This is a genomic window from Pseudomonas sp. S35 (assembly GCF_009866765.1).
Classification (GTDB): Bacteria; Pseudomonadota; Gammaproteobacteria; order Pseudomonadales; family Pseudomonadaceae; genus Aquipseudomonas.
This window is the reverse complement of sequence record NZ_CP019431.1, coordinates 3,327,039-3,345,442: the sequence shown is the minus strand read 5'-3', so window position 1 is coordinate 3,345,442 and position 18,404 is coordinate 3,327,039. Positions and strand designations below refer to the sequence as shown.

The window sequence follows — 18,404 nt, the reverse complement described above, 5'->3', positions numbered from 1 at the left end:
GGGACAATCCGCGCCGTTTTCGACACGGAGAGTCCCCATGCTGCGCCCCGCACCGTGCCTGCGCGTTTGCCGACACCCCGATGCACCTTGAGCCCTTGCCACTGGGGATCAAACCGCTGCAAGGCTCGGTGGGATTTGACCCGGCCAGCGGCACCTTGAGCTATTTCTACAAGCTGCGGGGCATCGGCGATTGTGGCGCCGGCGCCGTCTGGGTGTTTGATGGCAAGCAGTTGCAGCTCAGTGAATTGCATGCGATGCCGCGTTGCACCGGCGTGGGTTACGGCGATTAGCCCGCATTATGGTCGACCATACCCGCACCGTAGCGGCCCTGGAGCAATACCTGCGCGTGCGCCAGGCCCATGTGGGTTCATTCGGCATGGGCGTGGCCACGGCCTGGCAGGGCAAGGGCGTCGGCTCGCGCCTGTTGACGGCTGCTCTGGACGTGGCCGATAACTGGATGAACCTGCACCGAGTGGAATTGACGGTGTACGCCGACAACGAAGCCGCGCAACACCTGTACCGTAAGTTCGGCTTCGAGGTCGAAGGCGTGTTGCGCGACTACGCCCTGCGTGACGGTGTGTTTGTCGACACCGTGAGCATGGCGCGCCTGCGCCGCTCGGCTTAATCCTGCAAGGCAAACGCCACCGCAGCCTGCGCATGCAGCTCGGTGGTGTCCAGCAGCGGCAGGTCGCTGTGCTCGGGCTTGATCAGCAAGCCGATTTCCGTACAACCGAGGATGATCGCCTGCGCCCCGCGCGCGGCCAGGGACTCGATCACCCGCTGGTAGACCTGGCGAGAGGCGTCGCTGATCACGCCCACACACAGCTCTTGGTAGATGATGCGGTGCACATCCTTGCGCTCATCCGTGTCCGGCACCAACACCGTCAGGCCGTGGTTGGCCAGGCGGGACTTGAGAAAGTCCTGCTCCATAGTGAAGGCGGTGCCCAACAACCCGACGGTTAGCGTACCGGCTTGCACAGCGGCCAAACCGGCGGCATCGGCGATATGCAGGAATGGAATCGACACCGCCGCTTCGATACGCGGCGCCAGCTTATGCATGGTGTTGGTACACAGCACCACACAGTCAGCACCACCCGCCTGCAAGCGGCGGGCAGCATCTTCCAGGATCAGCGCCGTATCATCCCAGCGCCCCGCATGCTGGGCCTGTTCCACTGGGCCGAAGTCCACGCTGTACATCAACACCTGTGCCGAGCGCAGCGGACCGAGCTGGTCGCGCACTCGCTGGTTGATGATGCGGTAGTACTCGGCGCTGGACTCCCAGCTCATGCCGCCGATAAGGCCGATGGTGCGCATGTGATATTCCTGACAAGAGATAGGGTTTCACCTTACCCATCGCAGGCTCATGAGTCATAGGCAGTTGCCAGGAAATTCACCGGAACAGTTCAAGTCACGTTGATTACCGATCCCTGCTCAAGTGTTCAGGTGAGCTCGTCTATACCTGTAAAAAGTAACAGTACATTTTGACTCGCTACCGGTATCTAATCAGCGCTGGCCTACCAATCGGTGCGCGCTAGCAGTCCATTGGTTCCGATATGCTCTGGGCTGACACGTTGCCTGACCGATGACGTCATCGGGGACTCTCCAACGTAGCGCATCGCACCTTTTTCGCTGACAGGGTTGGAGCAGCGTGTGCAATTGCACCAAAGGGGCTACAGGATGACCAATGATGTGGTGTTAGTTGATGCACAAGATGTGCAGATCGGCGTGTGTGACAAGCGCGATGCACACCTGGGCGCGGGGCAGCTTCATCGCGCATTTTCGGTTCATTTGATCGACAGTACCGCGCGGCATCTGCTTCAGCGTCGTGCAGCCGGTAAGATGCTTTGGCCAGGCTTCTGGTCGAATGCTTGCTGCAGTCACCCAGCGCCCGGCGAGACGATTCAGGATGCCGCGTCTCGCCGCCTGCGCGAGGAGTTAGGCGTCTCGGCCGCCTGTCGCTTTCTCTACAGCTTTGAGTACCACGCTCAGTTTGGTTCAGTCGGCGCGGAGCACGAGCTGTGTCATGTATTGGTGGCTCAATCTGACTCGGTGCTCTCACCCGTTGCTGAAGAAGTCAGCGAGACCCGGTGGCTGACACGCGCTGAAGTATCAGCCTGGCTTTCAGCGTCGCCGGCGCAATTCACGCCCTGGTTTCGCATGCAGTGGCGTTGCCTTCTATCAGAGCATCCCACGTTCGATGCACCTGCATCGCAGGTCGGCCCGGAGGAGAAAACACTACCGGCAAAGTAGCCATAAGCCTGATAGTCATACGCCGAGCGGCTGCATCTGCCATGATCGTTCTTCGCAACATGGCTCACCCAAGGAAATCCGCAATGGACGATGTACAGCAACTGGGCGAGATGCTTCGTCATTACGCCGACAGCGAAGCGCACAAGAAGCAGCAATTCGACCTGCAGTCGGCCCGTTGGGCGCAGAAGCTTGGCGAGTTGTTCGGGCAGATCGAGCTGTGGCTGGAGCCGGTGAAGAGCGTCGGGTTGCTGGAAGTCCATCGTCACGCCTATGTGGCCAGCGGCCCAAGCGTGCCGGTGGAGACGTCCTCCTTCAAGACCGAGAAGCTCGATGTGCACATTACCGGCAAAACCGTGGAGTTCGTGCCGGACGTGATGGGCGCGGGCGGTTCGATTTCGGTAGCGGTGATGGGCCTGACAGCTGCGCGCCACGGCAGCGTTTCGCTGGTGCTGCCCGCCGAGAAAAACGACTGGCTGTGGAAGAAAACCAATGGTCTGAAAGACCCGGACACCTTCGGTTTCGACGCCAACTTCCTCGCCGCGCAGTTGCAGAGCCTGATTCCACGAGAGCGCTCCTGAACCCGCCTTCTCAATGCGGGGCCACCAGGGTCCAGCGTCGCTCGGCGCATTCACTGGCGAAATAAGGTGTATTCGCCAGGATTGGCTATACCTAGAGCTCATTCTTACGATGATGATCGCCAGGGAGTTCAATCATGAAACTAAGGCTAATGATCAGCACGCTGTGCATCGCCTCAATCGGTTTGGCGGGGTGTGCCAGCAAGGTCACGCAACCGGATGAGTATTCAGGGTTTCTCTCCAGTTACAGCCAATTGAAGCAAGCCCAGTCGCCTTCCGGTGCCGAGGTGATGCGCTGGGTTGATCCCAAGCTGGACCTCAGCCGCTACAGCGCGGTGTACATCGAACCGACCCAGTTCTACCCCAAGCCAAAAGCCACCGAGAAAATCCCGGACAGCACGCTCAACGGCATCAACGCTTACTACAACCAGGCGCTCAAGCGCGAATTGGCCAAGTCACTGCCGTTGGCGAATGGCCCAGGCCCAGGCGTGATCGTTGTACGCGCGGCAATCACCGCCGTCAGCAGCAAGACCGAAGGCCTCAAGCCCTATGAATTCATCCCGGTGGCCCTGGTGGCGGCGGCGGTGAGTACCGGCACGGGCATTCGCGACCAGGAAACCACCCTGGGGACCGAGGCGCAGTTTCTGGACGGTGCCAGCGGCAAGGTGCTCGCCCAGGTCGTGCGCAAAGGCACCGGCAAGCCGCTGGAAAACGACTCGCAGGTGATGAAGGCCGATGACGTGAAAAGCGTTATCGATGGTTGGGCGGCCGACCTGCACCAGTCCTATGTGAAACTGAAAAAACACTAGAAAGCATTACGGGCCAGCCGGTTGTAGTAGCTGAGCAGGGCGTCGTAGCGGCGGGTGACGAGGTAATAATCGTCACTCAGTTGCTGCGGCGCGGCGTGGTCCTGCCAGTCCTGGCGCAGGGTGTTCAAGGCCTTGAGGTACTCATCGGCAGGCGCCTTGATGTTGTACCAAAGGTAAATGGCTTCATCGTCTGGCCGTCTGCTGGACAGGGTATTCATAAAGACTCGGCTGTCCTCGGCGGCCTTGTGTACTGCGTCGGCCAAGTCAGCCACGCGCTGCGGGGTCAGGTTGGTGGCGCGCACGCCTTGCTCGATCTGGTTGACCGCCTGGCGCGCCGTGATCATGTAGTTGAGCAGGTGCCACTGCATGTCCCGGCCAAAACGCGCTTGCAGTAACGCCAGTTGCGCCGGACGCACGCGCAGGTCTTCGTCCGCCAACTGCTGGCGCAGAGACGTGGATGCCGCCAGGTATTTTTCGACGACGTGAGCGTGGGCCACCTGCAACTGCTTGTTTGCGGCCTCTGGCGCGAGTTCCTGAGGCGCCGGCGGCTGCAAGCGAGTGACTCCATCGGCGAGTGCCGTAACGTTGTACAACGCTTGTGCGTAGGCATCGGCGGCAGCGAGCAAGTCGCTGGCGGGCGCCTGGCGCGCCAGCTTCACCGTGTACTGCTGCGAACACACCGAGCGCCGGATAAGGTAAGGCTCGGGCTCGTTGCGGTCGCCATAATTATCGAGGGTGGGTTTGTCGGACTCGCCTTCTGGGATGGGGTAATACGTCAGGCGCGTATCCCGGTCGACGCGGTTCACACAATCGATGATCGGTGCCAGGGCACTGGCTGCAGCGGTGTGGGGGCTGTCGCGCTGGTCGAGCCACAGTTGCATTTTTTGCAGGGGCCTGGCGGCACCCGCGACGCCGAGCAGGCCCAAGCCCAATGCCATGCTGATGGGTAATAACCATTTTGGATTCATGGCTTGGCCTCCTGGCCGTACCACTGCGCCTGGGTGGCGGGTGCCTGGCACTCGACCACGCTGCGAGGCATGCGGCTGCACAGGCGTTCGGTCCACTGTTGCAGGCCTTGATTGCGGGTGAGCAGATGCTGGTTGTCGAGCATCTTCAAGCCGGCGTAGAGCGCGACTGCGCCGACCAGGAAAAGTGCGCCGCTGAGTACGGCCCAGCGCGGATGGCGGGCGGTCCACGGTGTGTGCTGGTTCATGAACGGGCGCTTGATCAACCCTACCAGCGCCAGCACGACCACCAGGGTCAGGCTGGCGAATGGGCTCAACACGTAACCCAACGCTGCCGCCAGAACCAGGCCGGGCACCAGGTCGCGTATCGGCAGCAACGGCAAGTGGGTTGGGCTGAGCGAGCGCGGCAAACGTTGGCTCAGCTGTTCATCGAACACCCGGTATTGGTGGGCCAGCGGTCGCCAGGCCTGCCAGGCGATGCCCGCACAGACCACGGCGCCGATGGACCACAAGATCCCCTGGCCCAACGTCGGTATCACCTTGCCGGCCAAGTCTTCAGCCTTTACCAGCGCACCGACCAGGCAGCTCAATACCAGTGCAACGATCCACGGCCAGGTGTCCATGGCCGACTCCCAGCCCTGCCAGAAATACACCGTGCCACCGGGCATGCCTTCGGCGACGCTGGTGTGGTCGGCATAAATGTCGGCACTGAGTTGCTGGCAGGCCTTCCAGTCGTATTCGTCGAAACGCTGGGCGAAGGCGCGGCGCTGGCCCAGGCTCATCGGTGCCAGCAGTAAACGGGCGGCACGCTGGTGTGGGCTGTACGGTGGTTCTGCGGCCAATGCACGTTGGCGCGCCATAAAGGCAGGCCCTTGCTGGCGTTTTAATATCTGCGCCCAATCGCCGGCCGGGCAGCCATGGTCTACGCCACCGTGCCAGTTTTGCCCGGCGCACACCGCTTCGAATACCGTGCTCGACCAGTAGTGATGATTGGCCAGCAGCCTGGCCAACCATTCGTTGAACCAATCGGCGTGGGGATGATTGTTCACCCAGGCATACTCGCCCCGTGTAGCAGCGTAGGCGGCCAGGAACGCGGCGTCGTCTTTGTGCCCAAGGGCCTCGTGCAGAGGTTGCTGCAACTGGGTTCGCTGCTGGAACTCCAGGGTGCCGATCAATTCGGCGGGTAATTCCAACCGCTGCCAAGCGGTCAGCCAGCTGAAGGTCTCGAAGGCCCACCGCGTGTCATCGGCATTCAGATCGCCGTCGATACAGCGCTGCAACAGGTGGACTTCCAGCAACAGCGCGGTGCCATCGGTCATGGCCGCCTGGTAATGCTGGGCGAGGGTTTGGTCGCAGGTCTCGATAAGCACGTCGCCAGCGACCTGCTCATCCGGGTTCCATGCAAGTGCAGCCTCGTAAGCTTCGCGCAGGCGCTGAAACCCCTCCGGGTCATCGTCCGGGCGGGTCTGTTTCAGCAAGGCGGCGTATTGGCGCTTGATCGTGCGGCTATCGGCATCCGGTGTCAGGCCGAGGACATTCCAGCAAGTCATGTGCGGTGCAACTCCCTAAGCAATCGCGCGAACCTTACCTGTTTTATTGGGTGACAAACCAGCGGTAGTTCAGGGAAGTGCTGTGCAGTTGCAATGCCCTGTATCCGCCTGATTCTGGGATTCACGGCCCGGTCTGACGTGGACACGACCGAGCACGTGGTGTTACTTCAGCGGTGTCAGTGGCGGTAGTTTCCACTGACCGGAACCCACCTCAGGCTTGGGCAGGTAAATCCGCAGGATTGCGTAAAACGGGCCGGGTGGGGCCGGCAACCAATTGCTCTGTTCCGCCTTGGGCGGCTCGTGATGCTGCAACGCCAAGGTCAGGCCGCCATCGGCGTCCCGCTTGAGGTCGGGCAGCATGTGCGAATTGATCAGGTAGCGTTTCTTGTGGTTGGGCACCAGCAGCTTGGTCTTGGCGTCGTACAGGGTCAGCGACCAGAACGCATCGGCCGGTGGCAACTGGTCCTTGGCAAAGTGCAGGGTGTAGCTGTGGCGTGCACCGTTGGCGGGCTTGCCTTCGCTGTCGACGAAGTAGCTCATGTGCGCCGCTTCATCGCTGGAGTTACCGAAGATGCCCATGTCCGCACCGGCGTAACGGTACAGATAGTTGTTGTTCAGGTGGTCGCGGTTGCCGAACAGGTCTGCGCTGGTGATCTGGTGCGTGTCGACTTTGTCTTTTTTGAACGCGGCAAACTCGGCGCGAGCGTCGCTGATGCCATCTTCCAAGGCCTTGCGCTGTTCGCCAGTCAGTTGGTTGAGCTTGAACGGCGCGCCGGGGGCGATGCCGATTTTGGCAAAGCGCGCCAGCAGGTCTTTTTCACTGTCCTGGGGCGCGGCGAACGCCAGCATGAAATTCAGGTAGCGAAACAGCTGGGGGCCTTCGGTCATGGTCGCCAGGGGCTTGGGCCATTCGACTTTCGGCGCTTTGGCCGGGGCGGCCTGCTTCACGTAGCTGCTCAGGGGCTGCACTTTATAGCCGTTTTGGATCTGCTTGACCTTGCTCAGGTCCTTCTCGTCAAACAACTGCGTGCGATACAGGGCATAGGCGATGTTGCTTTCGCTGTACACCACGCGGTCCACGTCCACCGGCTGCTGACCTTTCCAGTCGGGGCCGGCGATCATGTAATGGCCACCGTTGTTGCCGGTGCTGCGGGTGCCCAAGTAGGCGAAGTTCTGGGTGTAGAGGTCGATCAGTTGAACCGAGTAGTAACGGTTGTCTTCGATCTTGGGCAGGGTCAGTACCAACGGCTCGCTGCGCAAGTCCATCCAGACGAAGGAGTAGGGCGTGTCGGAGTTCGGTGTAGCGAACGCCGTGTCCTTGGGGGTGAACACCTGGGCGGTATTGCCGATACGGTTGAACGGTGCCTTGAAGTTCGCGCCGCCTTTGTCGATGGCCTGGGTGTAGAGCGTCTTGTACATCTGCACCACCGGGTAGCCGTACAGGTAGGCTTCCTTGGCGATGGCGCGCGCTTCGCTCGGGGTCGCGGTGAAATCGGCCCAGGCGGCGGTACTCATGAGTATCGAGAGGCTCGCCAACAGCAGGCGCGTCGGTTTTCCAATCATGTTGTTGCGTCCTTCCAGAGGGCTTTGGGTGACGGGGAATGAAGGCTGCGAGTTTCCGGTTTTATTTCCCGAACGTCACGTTAATCCCTGCAAACAAGGTGAACTGCGGCACGTTATGACGCTGGCGACAGAATCAGGCGCTGGGCAGCATCGATTTGACTTTGTCGCGCAGTTGATCGATCGAGAATGGCTTGGCGATCACTTGCAGGCCGGCGGGAACATCGATGTTTTCGGCGTAGCCGCTGGCGAACAGGATCGGCAGGGAAGGGCGCAGTTCACGGACTTTGATGGCCAATTGCTTGCCGTCCATATCGGGCAAGCCAACGTCGGTCATCATCAGGTCGATCACAGTGTCGGTGTCTTGAACCGTTTTGAGCGCCGCTTCGGCATCGGCGGCTTCAAGCACCTTGAACTCCAACTCCTCTAGCACATCGACGATCAGCATGCGCACGATAGCGTCGTCTTCGACGACAAGGATGGTGGAGGGGGTAGCGGACATAATCAAAATTCCCGAGAAATGGAAGGCAGGTCTTTAGCGGTTGAAAGACCATTCTCTAATGAGTCGCGTCAATCTCGGCAAGTTCCGTTGGCGCAGGCATTGTGACGCGAATGTAGGAAAATGTCCCGTTGCGCATCCGCGGAGAAAGCATGTCAAACGCCCCGTCAGCACGCCCTTCATTTGCGTTACCTGTTTGATTCTTGGATCGCAGAGTCTTGGTCAAGCCGCGGTTTAAACCGTTGCGGATCGGCGTAGATGATCAGAAACGTAGCCCTTTACCGCGACTTTGGGGCAAACTTCCCGTTTTTCCGCACTTGGCCAAGGCATGCCCATGACTCCCGCGTCGTCAGTCGATGAAAAAAGCTTTCGTAACCTCCTGAGCCGAAATGTGGCCCTGCCTCTCGGGGTGGGTGTTCTCAGCGCAGTGTTTTTCGTCTGCCTGATTACCTATTTGCTGACGGTGATCAAGTGGGTGGAGCACACCGACCGGGTCATCAACAACCTCAACGAGTCGTCCAAGCTGACGGTGGACCTGGAAACCGGCATGCGCGGCTTTCTGATCACCGGTGACGAGCATTTCCTCGACCCGTACGAGGTGGCCAAGCCGCGGATCATTGCCGATCTGCGTAATTTGCAGGAGCTGGTGGCGGACAACCCGCAACAGGTCGACCGGCTGAAGAGGTTGGAGGCCATGCAGGCCGAGTGGAACACATACGCTCAGTCGATGATTGATATGCAGCGCCAGAGTGGTGATTACCGCAGTGCGGTCAAGGCCGGCCGTGGCAAACGCCTGACCGATGAGATTCGTAAGGAGTACGACGAAGCCGTGGCGATGGAGCAGCAGTTCCGTCTTACCCGCAACGAGGAAGTCACGCGTACTACGGTGATCAGTGTCACCCTTTACCTGGCGTTCGTACTCGGCTTGAGTGGCTTTCTGGCGTATATCGGCAGGAAGAATCTAATTGCGCTATCAGGCAATTACGCCAAGACCCTCGCCTCACAACAGAAGATCGCACTTCGCCTGGAACAGCAGGCTTGGCTGCGCAACGGGCAAACCGAACTGGCGGAGCAAGTGCTGGGCCAACTGACCTTGAACATGCTGGGGCGCAATATCCTGCAGTTTTTCGCCCAATACATGGGGTCGGCGGTGGCGGCGCTGTATGTTCGTGAGGAACACGGAGGCCTCAAGCGGGTGGCCACGTATGGTTTCTCCCGCGATCAGGAGCAGTTGGAACAGTCGATCTACGCCGATGAAGGCATCGTCGGCCAGGCGGCACAGCTTGATCGCCTGATTCGCCTGGACGATGTGCCGGTGGACTACTTCAAAGTCAGCTCTGGCCTCGGCGAAGGCACCACCCGCAGCGTGCTGGTGATGCCGACCAGCGATGACGACCGCGTCAATGGAGTGATCGAGCTGGGCTTCTTGCGCACACTGGATGAGCGCGATGTCGAATTGCTGGAACTGATCGCCGGTAACATTGGCACCTCCATTGAGGCCGCGCGTTATCGCCAGCGTCTGCAGGAAGTGCTGGCCGAAACCCAGCAGCTCAACGAAGAGCTGCAAGTGCAGCAAGAAGAACTCAAGACGGCCAACGAGGAGCTGGAAGAGCAGTCACGCATCCTCAAGGAGTCCCAGGCCCACCTGGAAACCCAACAGGCCGAGCTGGAACAGACCAACGAGCAACTGGCCGAGCAAACCCAGACGCTGGCCGAGCAGCGCGACGCCATGGACCACAAGAACATCGAGCTCAACCAGGCCCAGCGTGAGCTGGAAGAGCGCGCCGACGAATTGCAGCGCTCCAGCAAGTACAAATCCGAATTCCTCGCCAACATGTCCCATGAACTGCGCACACCGCTCAACAGTTCGCTGATCCTGGCCAAGTTGCTGGCCGAGAATCCCCAGGAAAACCTCAGCGCCGAACAGGTCAAGTTCGCCGAATCGATCTACTCGGCCGGCAATGATCTGCTCAACCTGATCAACGATATTCTGGACATTTCCAAGGTGGAAGCCGGCAAGCTGGAAGTTCGCCCGGAAAACTCCAGTGTGGCGCGGCTGGTGGACGGGCTGCGTGGCATGTTCGAGCCGCTGGCGGCTGATCGCAAGCTGGGGTTCCAGGTGGAAGTGCAGCCCGGCGCTCCGCTCATGCTGTTCACCGATCGCCAGCGCCTGGAGCAGATCCTGAAAAACCTGCTGTCCAACGCGGTCAAGTTCACTGAGCAGGGCGACGTCAGCTTGTCCGTATCCCGCGCGCCGGGGGAGGGCATTGCCTTCACCGTGCGCGATTCTGGTATCGGCATCGCCCCGGACCAGCAGGAAAGCATCTTCGAAGCCTTCCGCCAGGCCGACGGCACCACCAACCGCCGTTATGGCGGTACGGGGCTGGGCCTGTCGATTTCCCGCGACCTGGCCACCTTGCTCGGTGGCTATATCAGCGTGACCAGTGAACCGGGCAAGGGCAGTGTGTTTACCCTGGTGTTGCCGCAGCAGTACATAGAACGCGAGGCAGACGCGCCGCCCATCGAACAACCACGCCACGCCGTGGCGGCGCCAGCACCGACGCCAGTCAAGGTCTCGCCGTTGCCGATGGCTGATGCGAACCTGATCCCACGCTTTGCCGATGACCGTGACAAGGCGCCATTCACCACCCGTTGCATCCTGGTGGTGGAAGACGAGCCCAACTTTGCGCGCATCCTGTTCGACCTGGCCCACGAACTGGGTTACCACTGCCTGGTGGCCCATGGTGCCGATGAAGGCTACAACCTGGCCGAGGAATACATTCCCGACGCGATCCTGCTGGACATGCGCTTGCCGGACCATTCCGGCTTGACCGTGCTGCAGCGCCTCAAGGAGCACGCCAACACGCGCCATATCCCCGTGCATGTGATTTCCGTGGAAGACCGTGTCGAAGCCGCCATGCACATGGGCGCCATCGGGTATGCGGTCAAACCCACCACCCGCGAAGAGCTCAAGGACGTGTTTGCGCGCCTGGAAGCCAAGCTGACCCAGAAGGTCAAGCGCGTACTGCTGGTCGAAGACGACGACCTGCAACGCGATAGCATCGCCCGCCTGATCGGCGACGACGATATCGAGATCACCGCCGTCGGCTTTGCCCAGGAAGCGCTCGACCTGCTGCGTAGCAACGTCTACGACTGCATGATCATCGACCTCAAGCTCCCGGACATGCTCGGCAACGAGCTGCTCAAGCGCATGGCCACCGAAGACATCTGCTCGTTCCCGCCCGTGATCGTCTACACCGGGCGCAACCTGACACGCGATGAAGAGGCCGAACTGCGCAAATATTCGCGCTCTATCATCATCAAGGGCGCGCGTTCACCGGAACGCCTGCTGGATGAGGTCACACTCTTTCTGCACAAAATCGAATCCCAGCTGTCCCATGAACGCCAGAAGATGCTCAAGACCGCCCGCAGCCGCGACAAGGTCTTCGAGGGGCGCAAAATCCTGCTGGTGGATGATGATGTGCGTAACATCTTCGCCCTGACCAGCGCCCTGGAGCACAAAGGCGCCGTGGTGGTCATCGGGCGTAATGGCCGCGAAGCCATCGACAAACTCAATGAAGTCGAAGACATCGACCTGGTGCTGATGGACGTGATGATGCCGGAGATGGACGGCTACGAAGCAACTGCCTTGATCCGCCAGGACCCGCGTTGGAAGAAACTGCCGATTATCGCGGTAACGGCCAAGGCGATGAAGGACGATCAGGAGCGTTGCCTTGCGGCGGGCTCCAACGATTACCTGGCCAAGCCGATTGACCTGGACCGTCTGTTCTCGCTGATTCGCGTGTGGCTACCGAAGATGGAACGCATTTAAGTGGAGCACTGTTTTTTGGAAAAAAGCAGCGATATTGAGCTGCGCCTGTTGATCGAGGCGATTTACCTCAAATACAGCTATGACTTTCGCGACTATTCCGGCGCGTCGGTCAAGCGCCGTGTGGCCCATGCCTTGCGCCAGTTTGACTGCGCGACGATTTCGGCATTGCAGGAGCGGGTGCTGCACGACCCGGCGGCGTTTATGCAGTTGCTGCAATTCTTGACGATCCCGGTGAGCGAGATGTTTCGCGACCCTTCGCACTTCCTGGCGATCCGCCAAGAGGTGGTGCCGCTGCTCAAAACCTATCCCTCGATCAAGATCTGGATCGCTGGCTGCAGCACAGGGGAAGAGGTGTACTCCATGGCGATTCTGCTGCGCGAAGAGGGGTTGCTGGAGCGCACGATCATCTACGCTACCGATATCAACCCGGCCTCGCTGGATAAAGCCAAGCAGGGCATCTTCTCCCTGGCGAATGTGCGTGCCTACACCGCCAACTATCAGCAGGCGGGTGGACAACGTTCATTTGCCGACTACTACACTGCGGCTTACGATTACGCGATCTTCGACAAGACGCTGCGTGAGAATGTCACCTTTGCTGACCACAGTTTGGCGACCGACAGTGTATTCTCAGAAACTCAATTAATTTCGTGTCGTAACGTATTGATTTACTTCAATAAAAAGCTTCAGGATAGAGCGTTTGGGTTGTTTCATGAGTCGCTGTGTCATCGCGGCTTTCTGGTGTTGGGCAGCAAAGAGACCTTGGATTTTTCTGCCTACAGCAAGCAATTCGAACCCTTGGTCAAGCAGGAACGGATCTACCGCAAATCATGAACGACGTTGCAACCAGCCCGGTTCGCGGGATCGAAGCCATCGTCGTCGGCGCGTCCGCCGGCGGTGTCGAGGCGTTGCTGACTATTTTTGCCGACCTGCCTGAGGGCTTCGGGCTGCCAATCATTGCGGTGCTGCACTTGCCGGATGAGCGCCGCAGCCAGTTGGCCGAAGTGTTTGCCCGGCGTCTGCGGGTCCCGGTACATGAAGCGCGGGACAAAGAAGTGATCGAGGCGGGCACCTTGTATTTTGCCGGGCCTGGCTATCACTTGTCGGTGGAGCATGACCGCAGCCTGTCCCTGAGCCAGGAAGACCGTGTGCACCATTCGCGGCCGGCGATTGATTACCTGTTTGCATCGGCTGCCGATACCTATGGCAAAGGCCTGTTGGCGATTCTGCTGACGGGCGCCAACCAGGACGGTGCGCGCGGACTGGTCCACGCTCACCAGTGCGGCGGCACCACGGTGGTACAGGACCCCAAGGAAGCGCGGATTGCCGTAATGCCCCTGGCGGCCCTGGCGTTACACACACCTGACCACATTATGACTCTGAGCCAGATTGGCTCGTTGCTGGCTTTGCTGGAATCCTCCCCATGTTAAGTACTGTCCAGGCCAAACTGCTGATCGTCGACGATCTGCCGGAAAACCTGCTCGCCCTCGAAGCGCTGATCAAGCGTGAGGACCGTCAGGTCTTCAAGGCCTTGAGCGCCGATGAGGCCTTGTCGCTGTTGCTGGAGCACGAGTTCGCCATGGCGATTCTCGACGTGCAAATGCCCGGCATGAACGGCTTCGAGTTGGCTGAACTGATGCGCGGCACCGAAAAGACCAAGAACATTCCGATTGTGTTCGTGAGTGCAGCCGGGCGTGAGCTGAACTATGCGTTCAAGGGCTATGAAAGCGGCGCCGTCGACTTTTTGCACAAACCGCTGGATATCCATGCGGTCAAGAGCAAGGTCAATATCTTTGTCGACCTGTACCGCCAGAGCAAGGCGATGAAACAACAGGTTGAAGCCCTGGAGCGCAGCCGTCGCGAGCAGGAACTGCTGTTGGCACGCTTGCAGGCCACTCAGGCAGAGCTGGAACAGGCGGTGCGCATGCGTGACGACTTTATGTCGATCGTCGCCCACGAGGTGCGTACGCCGCTCAACGGGCTGATCCTGGAGACGCAGCTGCGCAAGATGCACCTCGCCCGGGACAACGCAGCGGCGTTCACCCTGGACAAGATGCACGCAATGGTTGACCGCGATGAGCGCCAGATCCAGAGCTTGATCCGTTTGATCGAAGACATGCTCGACGTGTCGCGCATCCGCACCGGCAAGCTGTCGATCCGCCCCGCGCGCTTTGACCTGACGCAGTTGGTCAGCAGCCTGGTGCACAACTTTGCACCGCAAGTGGCCGCAGCCGACTCCTCAATGCAACTGGTTGCCGAAGGGTCTGTAGAGGGCAACTGGGACGAGTTCCGCATCGAACAAGTGGTGACCAATCTGCTGACCAATGCCCTGCGCTATGGGGCCAAGAGCCCAGTGGACGTACGGGTGTATGCCGAGCATGGTGAAGCCCGGATTGAAGTGCGTGACCGTGGCATTGGCATCAGCGAAGAGAACCAGAAGCGTATTTTCCAGCAGTTCGAGCGTGTATCCGCCAGCCAAGTGGCGGCGGGGCTGGGCCTTGGGCTGTTTATTTCCGAGCAGATCGTGGCGGCCCATGGCGGTACCATCGAAGTCGAAAGCCAGATCGGCGAAGGCGCCTTGTTCCGTGTCTGCCTGCCTCTGAGTCCGTCCACATGAAATCAATCGTCACCCCGACGCAACCTCTGCGTGACCGTATGGTCGTACTTGCAGCAATTGACCGGACAAAGGCTTCCCATGAGTGAAGATGCACAAGATGTCGTACTGATCGTCGAGGACGACGAATCCATTATGTTCGTGCTGGGTGAATACCTGGCAGGCCTGGGCTATAGGGTTCTGAAGGCGATAAACGGCAAGGAAGCCTTCGAGATTCTGGCGACCAAGCCGCACCTGGACCTGATGGTCACCGACTACCGCCTGCCCGGCGGGATTTCCGGGGTGCAGATCGCTGAGCCGGCGATCCAGTTGCGGCCGGAGTTGAAGGTGATCTTTATCAGCGGTTACCCGCAGGAAATCCTCGATTGCAACAGCCCGATTACGCGCAATGCGCCAATCTTGGCCAAGCCGTTCGACCTCGACACGCTGCACGAGCATATCCAGCAGCTGCTGGCCTGACAGCCCGCGCGCATCAGGGCTGCGCAGCAGCCCATCGCGTAAACCTTAGGGTTGCGCGCCTCTCACTCCCTGATCATTTCGCGTACTTTTGCCGTTAACAGATCAAATGTGAACGGCTTGGTGATCAGTTGCATGCCGGGGTCGAGGAAACCGCCCCGCACCGCCGCATGTTCGGCATACCCCGTGATGAACAACACCTTGAGCTGCGGCCGCAATTGCCGGCCGATTTCCGCCATTTGCCGGCCGTTCATGCCCGGCAGGCCGACGTCGCTGATCATCAGGTCAATACGCTGGTCCGACTCGATGATCGGCAATGCCGTGTTGGCGTCTCCCGCTTCGACAAAGCCATAGCCCAATTCCTTGAGCACCGCACACACCAACACGCGTACGGCGGGGTCGTCCTCGACGATCAGCACGGTCTCGCCGGCATTGGCAACCGGCAACAGCGTTAGGTCCAACGGCTCGGCCACCTTCATTTCCCCCATAAACCGCGGCAGGAACAAACTGACGGTGGTGCCTTCACCCACTTCACTGTGAATGGTGACGTGGCCGTGGGATTGGCGCGCGAAGCCATAGATCATCGACAACCCAAGGCCCGTGCCCTGGCCAATGGGTTTGGTCGTGAAGAACGGGTCAAACACCCGGCCGATAACGCTTTCGGGGATACCGCAACCGTTGTCGCGGATGCTCAGCTCTACGTAGTCACCGGGGATGAGGGTGCCGTACGCGGCGGTGAATACACTGTCCAAATGGCGGTTGGTGGTTTCCACTACCAGGTTGCCGCCATTGGGCATCGCATCGCGGGCATTGAGCACCAGGTTGAGCAGGGCGCTTTCCAGTTGATTGGGGTCCGCCTCGGCGGTCCACGGCTGCTCGGTCAGGCGCATATCCAGGGTGATGCTTTCGTTGATGCTGCGCTGCAGCAGTTCGCCCATGGAGCTGACCAGCTCATTGATGTTCACCGGTTTGGAGTCCAGGGACTGGCGACGGGAAAAGGCCAGCAGGCGGTGCGTCAGGCCGGCGGCACGGTTGGCTGAGGTGACACCCAGGTCGATCAGGCTGTCGAGGTCGTCCAATTTGCCACGGGACACACGCCTTCGCAGGAGCTCGAGGCTACCGATAATCCCGGTGAGCATGTTGTTGAAGTCATGCGCGATGCCGCCAGTCAATTGGCCGACGGCTTCCATTTTTTGCGACTGGCGCAAGGCTTCTTCATTGTTGCGCAGTTGCGCGGTGCGCTCCTCGACTTGCTGTTCGAGGGTTTCCAGGGTGCGTTGCAGGCGCAGCTCACTTTCGCTCAGGTCGATCAAGCGGTCGCGGGCGTCGTACTGCCGGCGCCGACCGCGCAACGCGGTGCTGACCAGACTGATCAGCGTCACGGGATGGAACGGTCGCTCCAGGAAGGTCACATTGCCCAGCAAACCGCTCAGATGAGACGAGCCGTTCTGTTCAATGCCGCCGTGATGGGTCATCAGCACAATGGGCATATCCGACCAGGCCGGTTGCTGATGCAAATGCTCCAGCAGCGGCCCCAGATCGATGCCACGCAGCGCTTCGGCGGCGATGATGAGCAGGCCCGCGCCTTGTTCCAGAGCGTCGCACAACATCGGCAGGTGGGTGGCGACGATGCCGCAATAGCCGGCTTCGTTGAGCATCATCAGCGCCAACGAACTGTCGCGCCCCAACGGGGCCAGGATGATCGCACGCTCGGAGACGCCAGGTAGAGTGGGCACTATCCCTCATCCTTGAGCAAAGGGGAGCCGGCGCCCATGTACGTTGGGATGCCGCGCAACACGCCCTGGAAGTTATCCAAGGGTTCGCCGACGGTCAGGCCACGGCTGCCGATGCGATATTCGCGAATCGTCGACTCATGGGAGCCAGTGCGTTTCTTGATGATTGAAATAGCACGGCGAACCTTGCCCAACGCCTCGAAGTAACGCAGCAGAATCACCGTGTCGGCCAGGTAGGTGATGTCGACCGGTGCTTGCATATCACCGACCAATCCATGTTGGGCGACGGTCATGAAGGTGGCCGCACCGCGACGGTTGAGGTACAGCAGCAACTCGTGCATGTGCAGGATCAGCGCGTTTTCTTCCGGCATCGCCGCCTGGTAACCGTTGATGCTGTCGATCACCACGGTTTTGATGCCGGCCTCGTCGACGGCTCGGCGTACCCGGTGGGAAAACTCCCCAGGAGACAATTCGGCGGCGTCCACTTGCTCGATCATCAGGTTGCCGGTGGCCTGTAGAGCTTCGAGGTCGATGCCCATGTTTTTCATGCGCTCGAACAACAGACCCAACTCTTCGTCGAAGATAAACAGCGCAGCCTTTTCACCGCGTGACACGGCGGCGGCGGCGAAGATCATCGAGATCAGCGATTTACCGGTACCGGCCGGGCCGAGGATCAGGCTGCTGGAGCCGGTCTCGATGCCGCCACCCAGCAGTGAGTCCATCTCGCTGATGCCGCTGGTGAGCGTCTGGCGGTTGTAGCCACCGCGGTGTTCGGCCGCCACCAGGCGCGGGAATACGTGCACCCCGTCCTGCATGATGGTGAAGTCGTGGAACCCGCCGCGATACTTCTGGCCACGGTATTTCACTACCCGTACGCGGCGGCGTTCAGCGCCGTAGTTCGGCGTCAACTCTTCCAGGCGGATCACGCCGTGGGCGACGCTGTGCACGGTTTTGTCCAGGGATTCGGTGGTCAGGTCGTCCAGCAGCAGCACGGTGGCGTCGTAACGTACGAAGTAGTGTTTGATCGCGAGGATCTGCCGGCGATAACGCAACGAGCTCTGCGCCAGCAGGCGGATCTCGGAGAGGCTGTCGATGACCACCCGGGTCGGCTTGACCCGTTCCACCACCTCGAAGATCTGCCGCGTGGCTTCACCCAGTTCAAGGTCCGAGGAGTAGAGCAGGCTCTGCTGATGCTCGGCATTGAGCAGGCTTTCCGGCGGGGTGAGTTCAAAAATATGGATGTGGTCATCCAGGTCCCAACCGTGGGACTTGGCGCCCTGGCGCAGCTCGCGCTCAGTCTCCGACAAGGTGATATACAAGGACCGTTCGCCGTTTTTTGCCCCGGCCTGGAGGAAATGCAGGGCCACGGTGGTTTTACCGGTGCCGGGTTCGCCTTCCAGCAGGAACAGGTGGCTGCGCGATAGCCCTCCGGACAGAATGTCATCAAGACCTTCGATGCCGGTTGCCGCCTTTTCACTGAACAACTCTTTGGATGTAGACAAGAAGTGCCCTCGGGTCACGTACAGGTTGAGGGGCATGCCAGTCACGACACGCCATGTTCACT

Annotated in this window: 16 protein-coding genes and 1 pseudogene; 10 read left to right on the top strand and 7 right to left on the bottom strand. The window is 60.1% G+C overall.

Going from position 1 to position 18,404, the window contains the following annotated elements:
- Positions 1-80 precede the first annotated feature (80 nt).
- Together PspS35_RS14795 and PspS35_RS14790 are read left to right on the top strand one after the other, a co-directional pair.
- Positions 81-290 (top strand): DUF1176 domain-containing protein, encoded by a 210-nt coding sequence (locus tag PspS35_RS14795; RefSeq protein ID WP_159935494.1) that lies wholly within the window; start codon positions 81-83, stop codon positions 288-290.
- Between the two features lie 38 nt (positions 291-328).
- Positions 329-625 (top strand): annotated as a pseudogene (locus PspS35_RS14790) (GNAT family N-acetyltransferase); the annotation flags it as partial.
- On the opposite strand, the gene PspS35_RS14785 reads toward PspS35_RS14790, so the two are convergent.
- A complete protein-coding gene (locus PspS35_RS14785) occupies positions 622-1,314 on the bottom strand; it encodes an aspartate/glutamate racemase family protein (RefSeq protein WP_159935493.1) in 693 nt (230 codons plus the stop codon). The pseudogene PspS35_RS14790 and the gene PspS35_RS14785 overlap by 4 nt on opposite strands.
- Positions 1,315-1,677: 363 nt before the next feature.
- Here PspS35_RS14785 and idi point away from each other — a divergent pair, with 363 nt between their 5' ends.
- The 3 genes from idi (at position 1,678) to PspS35_RS14770 (ending at position 3,634) form a co-directional block, all read left to right on the top strand.
- On the top strand, positions 1,678-2,250 hold the full coding sequence (gene idi / locus PspS35_RS14780; RefSeq protein WP_159935492.1) for an isopentenyl-diphosphate Delta-isomerase: 573 nt from the start codon (positions 1,678-1,680) through the stop codon (positions 2,248-2,250).
- Between the two features lie 83 nt (positions 2,251-2,333).
- Entirely contained in the window at positions 2,334-2,828 is a 495-nt protein-coding gene (locus PspS35_RS14775) for a hypothetical protein (protein WP_159935491.1), read from the top strand.
- 134 nt (positions 2,829-2,962) lie between these two features.
- Positions 2,963-3,634 (top strand): DUF3313 domain-containing protein, encoded by a 672-nt coding sequence (locus tag PspS35_RS14770; protein ID WP_159935490.1) that lies wholly within the window; start codon positions 2,963-2,965, stop codon positions 3,632-3,634.
- On the opposite strand, the gene PspS35_RS14765 is transcribed toward PspS35_RS14770, so the two are convergent.
- The 4 genes from PspS35_RS14765 to PspS35_RS14750 form a co-directional block, all read right to left on the bottom strand.
- Entirely contained in the window at positions 3,631-4,602 is a 972-nt protein-coding gene (locus PspS35_RS14765; RefSeq protein ID WP_159935489.1) for a DUF3829 domain-containing protein, read from the bottom strand. The genes PspS35_RS14770 and PspS35_RS14765 overlap by 4 nt on opposite strands.
- A complete protein-coding gene (locus PspS35_RS14760) occupies positions 4,599-6,149 on the bottom strand; it encodes a J domain-containing protein (RefSeq protein WP_159935488.1) in 1,551 nt (516 codons plus the stop codon). The genes PspS35_RS14765 and PspS35_RS14760 overlap by 4 nt, the downstream gene beginning before the upstream one ends.
- Before the next feature lie 162 nt (positions 6,150-6,311).
- Complete coding sequence (locus tag PspS35_RS14755) at positions 6,312-7,712, bottom strand: DUF1254 domain-containing protein (protein WP_159935487.1); 1,401 nt, start codon at positions 7,710-7,712, stop codon at positions 6,312-6,314.
- A 133-nt stretch (positions 7,713-7,845) separates the two neighbouring features.
- Entirely contained in the window at positions 7,846-8,211 is a 366-nt protein-coding gene (locus PspS35_RS14750) for a response regulator (protein WP_159935486.1), read from the bottom strand.
- A 331-nt stretch (positions 8,212-8,542) separates the two neighbouring features.
- On the opposite strand from PspS35_RS14750, the gene PspS35_RS14745 reads away from it, so the two are divergent.
- The 5 genes from PspS35_RS14745 to PspS35_RS14725 all read left to right on the top strand — a co-directional run bounded on the left by PspS35_RS14745 (position 8,543) and on the right by PspS35_RS14725 (position 15,110).
- A complete protein-coding gene (locus PspS35_RS14745; protein ID WP_159935485.1) occupies positions 8,543-12,040 on the top strand; it encodes a response regulator in 3,498 nt (1,165 codons plus the stop codon).
- A 15-nt stretch (positions 12,041-12,055) separates the two neighbouring features.
- On the top strand, positions 12,056-12,871 hold the full coding sequence (locus PspS35_RS14740; protein WP_159935484.1) for a protein-glutamate O-methyltransferase CheR: 816 nt from the start codon (positions 12,056-12,058) through the stop codon (positions 12,869-12,871).
- Positions 12,868-13,467 carry a chemotaxis protein CheB gene (locus PspS35_RS14735; RefSeq protein WP_159935483.1) on the top strand — a complete coding sequence of 200 codons (600 nt, stop codon included), beginning with the start codon at positions 12,868-12,870 and terminating at the stop codon, positions 13,465-13,467. Before PspS35_RS14740 ends, PspS35_RS14735 begins: the two co-directional genes overlap by 4 nt.
- Complete coding sequence (locus PspS35_RS14730) at positions 13,461-14,654, top strand: hybrid sensor histidine kinase/response regulator (protein WP_159935482.1); 1,194 nt, start codon at positions 13,461-13,463, stop codon at positions 14,652-14,654. The genes PspS35_RS14735 and PspS35_RS14730 overlap by 7 nt, the downstream gene beginning before the upstream one ends.
- 78 nt (positions 14,655-14,732) lie before the next feature.
- Positions 14,733-15,110 carry a response regulator gene (locus PspS35_RS14725; protein ID WP_159935481.1) on the top strand — a complete coding sequence of 126 codons (378 nt, stop codon included), beginning with the start codon at positions 14,733-14,735 and terminating at the stop codon, positions 15,108-15,110.
- 62 nt (positions 15,111-15,172) lie between these two features.
- Here PspS35_RS14725 and PspS35_RS14720 read toward each other — a convergent pair whose 3' ends face one another.
- Together PspS35_RS14720 and PspS35_RS14715 are read right to left on the bottom strand one after the other, a co-directional pair.
- Entirely contained in the window at positions 15,173-16,843 is a 1,671-nt protein-coding gene (locus PspS35_RS14720) for an ATP-binding protein (protein WP_159935480.1), read from the bottom strand.
- Positions 16,843-18,342 (bottom strand): ATPase domain-containing protein, encoded by a 1,500-nt coding sequence (locus tag PspS35_RS14715; protein ID WP_159935479.1) that lies wholly within the window; start codon positions 18,340-18,342, stop codon positions 16,843-16,845. The genes PspS35_RS14720 and PspS35_RS14715 overlap by 1 nt, the downstream gene beginning before the upstream one ends.
- Positions 18,343-18,404: the final 62 nt, after the last annotated feature.